Annotated in this window: 4 protein-coding genes, 4 tRNA genes and 1 pseudogene; 7 read left to right on the forward strand and 2 right to left on the reverse strand. The window is 46.7% G+C overall.

What is annotated here, in order from left to right; genetic code table 11:
• Window positions 1-135 precede the first annotated feature (135 nt).
• Both murB and birA read left to right on the forward strand, forming a co-directional pair.
• The gene (gene murB, locus FEK50_RS23615; protein WP_130210845.1) at window positions 136-1,164 is read left to right on the forward strand and encodes a UDP-N-acetylmuramate dehydrogenase; all 1,029 of its coding nucleotides are present in this window, start codon (window positions 136-138) and stop codon (window positions 1,162-1,164) included.
• On the forward strand, window positions 1,161-2,126 hold the full coding sequence (gene birA, locus FEK50_RS23620; RefSeq protein WP_131162643.1) for a bifunctional biotin--[acetyl-CoA-carboxylase] ligase/biotin operon repressor BirA: 966 nt from the start codon (window positions 1,161-1,163) through the stop codon (window positions 2,124-2,126). The genes murB and birA overlap by 4 nt, the downstream gene beginning before the upstream one ends.
• A 28-nt stretch (window positions 2,127-2,154) precedes the next feature.
• On the opposite strand, the gene coaA is transcribed toward birA, so the two are convergent.
• The gene (gene coaA, locus FEK50_RS23625; RefSeq protein WP_000023076.1) at window positions 2,155-3,105 is read right to left on the reverse strand and encodes a type I pantothenate kinase; all 951 of its coding nucleotides are present in this window, start codon (window positions 3,103-3,105) and stop codon (window positions 2,155-2,157) included.
• A gap of 192 nt (window positions 3,106-3,297) precedes the next feature.
• Window positions 3,298-3,448, reverse strand: a pseudogene (locus FEK50_RS24810) (hypothetical protein); the annotation flags it as partial.
• Window positions 3,449-3,467: 19 nt separating this feature from the next.
• Here FEK50_RS24810 and FEK50_RS23630 point away from each other — a divergent pair.
• The 5 genes from FEK50_RS23630 to FEK50_RS23650 all read left to right on the forward strand — a co-directional run.
• Window positions 3,468-3,543: transfer RNA gene (locus tag FEK50_RS23630), tRNA-Thr, on the forward strand.
• Window positions 3,544-3,551: 8 nt separating this feature from the next.
• Window positions 3,552-3,636, forward strand: a tRNA-Tyr gene (locus tag FEK50_RS23635).
• Window positions 3,637-3,752: 116 nt separating this feature from the next.
• Window positions 3,753-3,827: transfer RNA gene (locus FEK50_RS23640), tRNA-Gly, on the forward strand.
• Between the two features lie 6 nt (window positions 3,828-3,833).
• Window positions 3,834-3,909, forward strand: a tRNA-Thr gene (locus tag FEK50_RS23645).
• Window positions 3,910-4,023: 114 nt separating this feature from the next.
• On the forward strand, window positions 4,024-4,179 hold a 156-nt coding region (locus tag FEK50_RS23650), incomplete at its 3' end, for a GTP-binding protein (protein ID WP_072103173.1).

Consider the following 4,179-nt stretch of genomic DNA (forward strand, 5'->3'; position numbering starts at 1 on the left):
CATCAAATAAAACGAAAGGCCATCCGTCAGGATGGCCTTTTTGCGTTTCTACAAACTCTTCCTATCGTCATATCTACAAGCCATCCCCCCGCAGATACGGTAAACTAGCCTCGTTTTTGCATCAGGAAAGCAGCTATGAACCACTCCTTAAAACCCTGGAACACATTTGGCATTGATCATAATGCTCAGCACATTGTATGTGCCGAAGACGAACAACAATTACTCAATGCCTGGCAGCATGCAACCGCAGAAGGACAACCCGTTCTTATTCTGGGTGAAGGAAGTAATGTACTTTTTCTGGAAGACTATCGCGGTACGGTGATCATCAACCGGATCAAAGGTATCGAAATTCATGATGAACCTGATGCGTGGTATTTACATGTAGGAGCCGGAGAAAACTGGCATCGCCTGGTAAAATACACTTTGCAGGAAGGTATGCCTGGTCTGGAAAATCTGGCATTAATTCCTGGTTGTGTTGGTTCATCACCTATCCAGAATATTGGGGCTTATGGCGTAGAATTACAGCGAGTTTGCGCTTATGTTGACTGTGTTGAACTGGCGACAGGCAAGCAAGAGCGTTTAACAGCTAAAGAGTGCCGTTTTGGCTATCGCGACAGTATTTTTAAACATGAATACCAGGACCGCTTCGCCATTGTAGCCGTAGGTCTGCGTCTGCCAAAAGAGTGGCAACCTGTACTAACGTATGGTGACTTAACTCGTCTGGATCCTACAACAGTAACGCCACAGCAAGTATTTGATGCGGTGTGTCATATGCGCACCACCAAACTCCCTGATCCAAAAGTGAATGGCAATGCCGGTAGTTTCTTCAAAAACCCTGTTGTATCTGCCGAAACGGCTAAAGCATTACTGGCACAATTTCCAACAGCACCAAATTACCCCCAGGCGGATGGTTCAGTAAAACTGGCAGCAGGTTGGCTTATCGATCAGTGCCAGCTAAAAGGGATGCAAATGGGTGGGGCTGCGGTGCACCGTCAACAGGCGTTAGTTCTCATTAATGAAGACAATGCAAAAAGCGAAGATGTCGTGCAACTGGCACATCATGTAAGACAGAAAGTGGGTGAAAAATTTAATGTCTGGCTTGAGCCAGAAGTTCGCTTTATTGGTGCATCAGGTGAAGTTAGCGCAGTGGAGACGATTTCATGAAGGATAATACCGTTCCACTGAAATTAATCGCGCTGTTAGCGAACGGTGAATTTCACTCTGGCGAGCAGCTGGGTGAAACGTTAGGAATGAGCCGGGCGGCTATTAATAAACACATTCAGAAACTGCGTGACTGGGGTGTTGATGTCTTTACCGTTCCGGGTAAAGGATACAGCCTGCCTGAGCCCATCCAGTTACTTAATGCTGAACAGATATTGAGTCAGCTGGATGGCGGTAGTGTAGCCGTGCTGCCAGTTATTGACTCCACGAATCAATATCTCCTTGACCGTATCGGAGAGCTTAAAACGGGCGATGCCTGCGTTGCAGAATACCAGCAGGCTGGCCGTGGTCGTCGTGGTCGGAAATGGTTTTCGCCTTTTGGCGCAAACTTATATTTGTCGATGTTCTGGCGTCTGGAACAAGGCCCGGCGGCGGCGATTGGTTTAAGTCTGGTTATCGGTATCGTGATGGCGGAAGTATTACGCAAGCTGGGAGCTGATAAAGTCCGCGTTAAATGGCCTAATGACCTCTATCTGCAGGATCGCAAGCTGGCAGGCATTCTTGTGGAGCTGACAGGCAAAACCGGCGATGCGGCGCAAATAGTCATTGGTGCCGGGATTAACATGGCAATGCGTCGTGTTGAAGAGAGTGTCGTTAATCAGGGGTGGATCACGCTGCAGGAAGCGGGGATCAATCTCGATCGTAATATGTTGGCGGCCATGCTAATACGTGAATTACGCGCGGCGCTGGAACTCTTCGAGCAAGAAGGATTGGCACCTTATCTTTCGCGCTGGGAAAAGTTGGATAATTTTATTAATCGCCCAGTGAAACTTATCATTGGTGATAAAGAAATATTTGGCATTTCACGCGGAATAGACAAACAGGGCGCTTTATTGCTTGAGCAGGATGGAATAATAAAACCCTGGATGGGGGGTGAAATATCCCTGCGTAGTGCAGAAAAATAAGAAAGGGGAGCATTAGCTCCCCTGAAAATTATTTGCGTAGTCTGACCTCTTCTACCGCATGATTAGCACTTTTCGTCAGGATTAAACTGGCGCGCTCGCGAGTAGGTAGAATATTTTGCTTTAAGTTCAGCCAGTTGATCTCTTTCCACAACGTCATGGCAGTCTTAATAGCTTCTTCTTTAGTTAATTTCGCGTAGTTATGAAAATAGGAATCCGGGTCTGTAAAAGCCCCTTCGCGGAATTTCAGAAAACGGTTGATATACCATGTCTGAAGTAAGTCTTCCGGAGCATCAACATATATCGAAAAATCGACAAAATCAGAAACAAATACATGATGTGGATCGTGTGGATAATCCATCCCGCTCTGTAAGACATTTAACCCTTCAAGAATTAAAATATCAGGCTGAACAACAGTTTTATCTCCATCCGGGATCACATCATAAATAAGATGCGAGTAAACAGGTGCTGTAACGTTTGGCACGCCGGATTTGAGATCGGAAACAAACTTTACCAGACGATGCATATCATACGATTCCGGGAAGCCTTTCTTCTTCATCAGGCCACGTTCTTTAAGCACTTTGTTGGGATGAAGAAAACCATCGGTGGTGATCAGTTCAACACGACGGTGTTCCGGCCAACGGCTTAATAGTGCCTGTAACACACGAGCAGTCGTACTTTTCCCTACCGCGACGCTACCAGCAATACTGATAATGTAAGGAATGCGTTGTCCGTTAGTGCCAAGAAACTGTTCCAGAACTGCCTGACGGCGCAGGTTCGAGCTTATATAGAAGTTCAGCAAACGTGATAAAGGCAAGTAAATCTCGGCAACTTCTTCTAACGAGAGATCTTCATTTATACCTTTGAGACGGGCGATCTCATCTTCCGATAACGTCATAGGTACGGAATCACGCAGAGCTGCCCACTGGTTGCGGTCAAACTGTAGGTAAGGCGTCATTAACGTTTGCTCTTTTATACTCATAAGCATGTTTCTGGCGGTCATAGCTCTATCGGCAAAGCGATATTTGCCATGGCGCGTCACAGTTCTGTTGAATGGGTTAATGGGCAGGAGGGTAACACCAGATGGGGAGGAATAATAAGAAAAAATCTCTTCCAGGAAGCTATCGTTGAAAAGCAATGTGACAGATATTCCATCTGATAAAAAGAATTGTGTTTTAGCTGGCGCGCATTGTTAATGCAGAGTGATGCTGAAAAAGTATGCTAATCTGCTCGCAATTCGGCTGTTTATTCATCGTGTCGCGTAAAATGTGACCAATAAAACAAATTATGCAATTTTTTAGTTGCATGAACTCGCATGTCTCCATAGAATGCGCGCTACTTGATGCCGACTTAGCTCAGTAGGTAGAGCAACTGACTTGTAATCAGTAGGTCACCAGTTCGATTCCGGTAGTCGGCACCATCAAGTCCGGTGGGGTTCCCGAGCGGCCAAAGGGAGCAGACTGTAAATCTGCCGTCACAGACTTCGAAGGTTCGAATCCTTCCCCCACCACCAATTTCGGCCACGCGATGGCGTAGCCCGAGACGATAAGTTCGCTTACCGGCTCGAATAAAGAGAGCTTCTCTCGATATTCAGTGCAGAATGAAAATCAGGTAGCCGAGTTCCAGGATGCGGGCATCGTATAATGGCTATTACCTCAGCCTTCCAAGCTGATGATGCGGGTTCGATTCCCGCTGCCCGCTCCAAGATGTGCTGATATAGCTCAGTTGGTAGAGCGCACCCTTGGTAAGGGTGAGGTCGGCAGTTCGAATCTGCCTATCAGCACCACTTCTTTTCTCCTCCCTGTTTTTTCCTTCTGTTTATTGCATTCAACAAGTCGGGCATGTTGCCTGGTTGATGTGGTGATATCACCGATTTATCCGTGTCTTAGAGGGACAATCGATGTCTAAAGAAAAGTTTGAACGTACAAAACCGCACGTTAACGTCGGTACTATCGGCCACGTTGACCATGGTAAAACAACGCTGACCGCTGCAATCACTACCGTACTGGCTAAAACCTACGGCGGTGCTGCTCGCGCATTCGACCAGATCGATAAC

The organism is Escherichia sp. E2586 (genome assembly GCF_005781105.1).
Lineage (GTDB): Bacteria > Pseudomonadota > Gammaproteobacteria > Enterobacterales > Enterobacteriaceae > Escherichia.

Excerpts from the sequence above, each read along its gene's own strand:
- murB (WP_130210845.1), top strand. The coding sequence starts at position 136 with ATGAACCACTCCTTAAAACCCTGGAACACATTTGGCATTGATCATAAT.
- birA (WP_131162643.1), top strand. The coding sequence starts at position 1,161 with ATGAAGGATAATACCGTTCCACTGAAATTAATCGCGCTGTTAGCGAAC.
- coaA (WP_000023076.1), bottom strand. The coding sequence starts at position 3,105 with ATGAGTATAAAAGAGCAAACGTTAATGACGCCTTACCTACAGTTTGAC.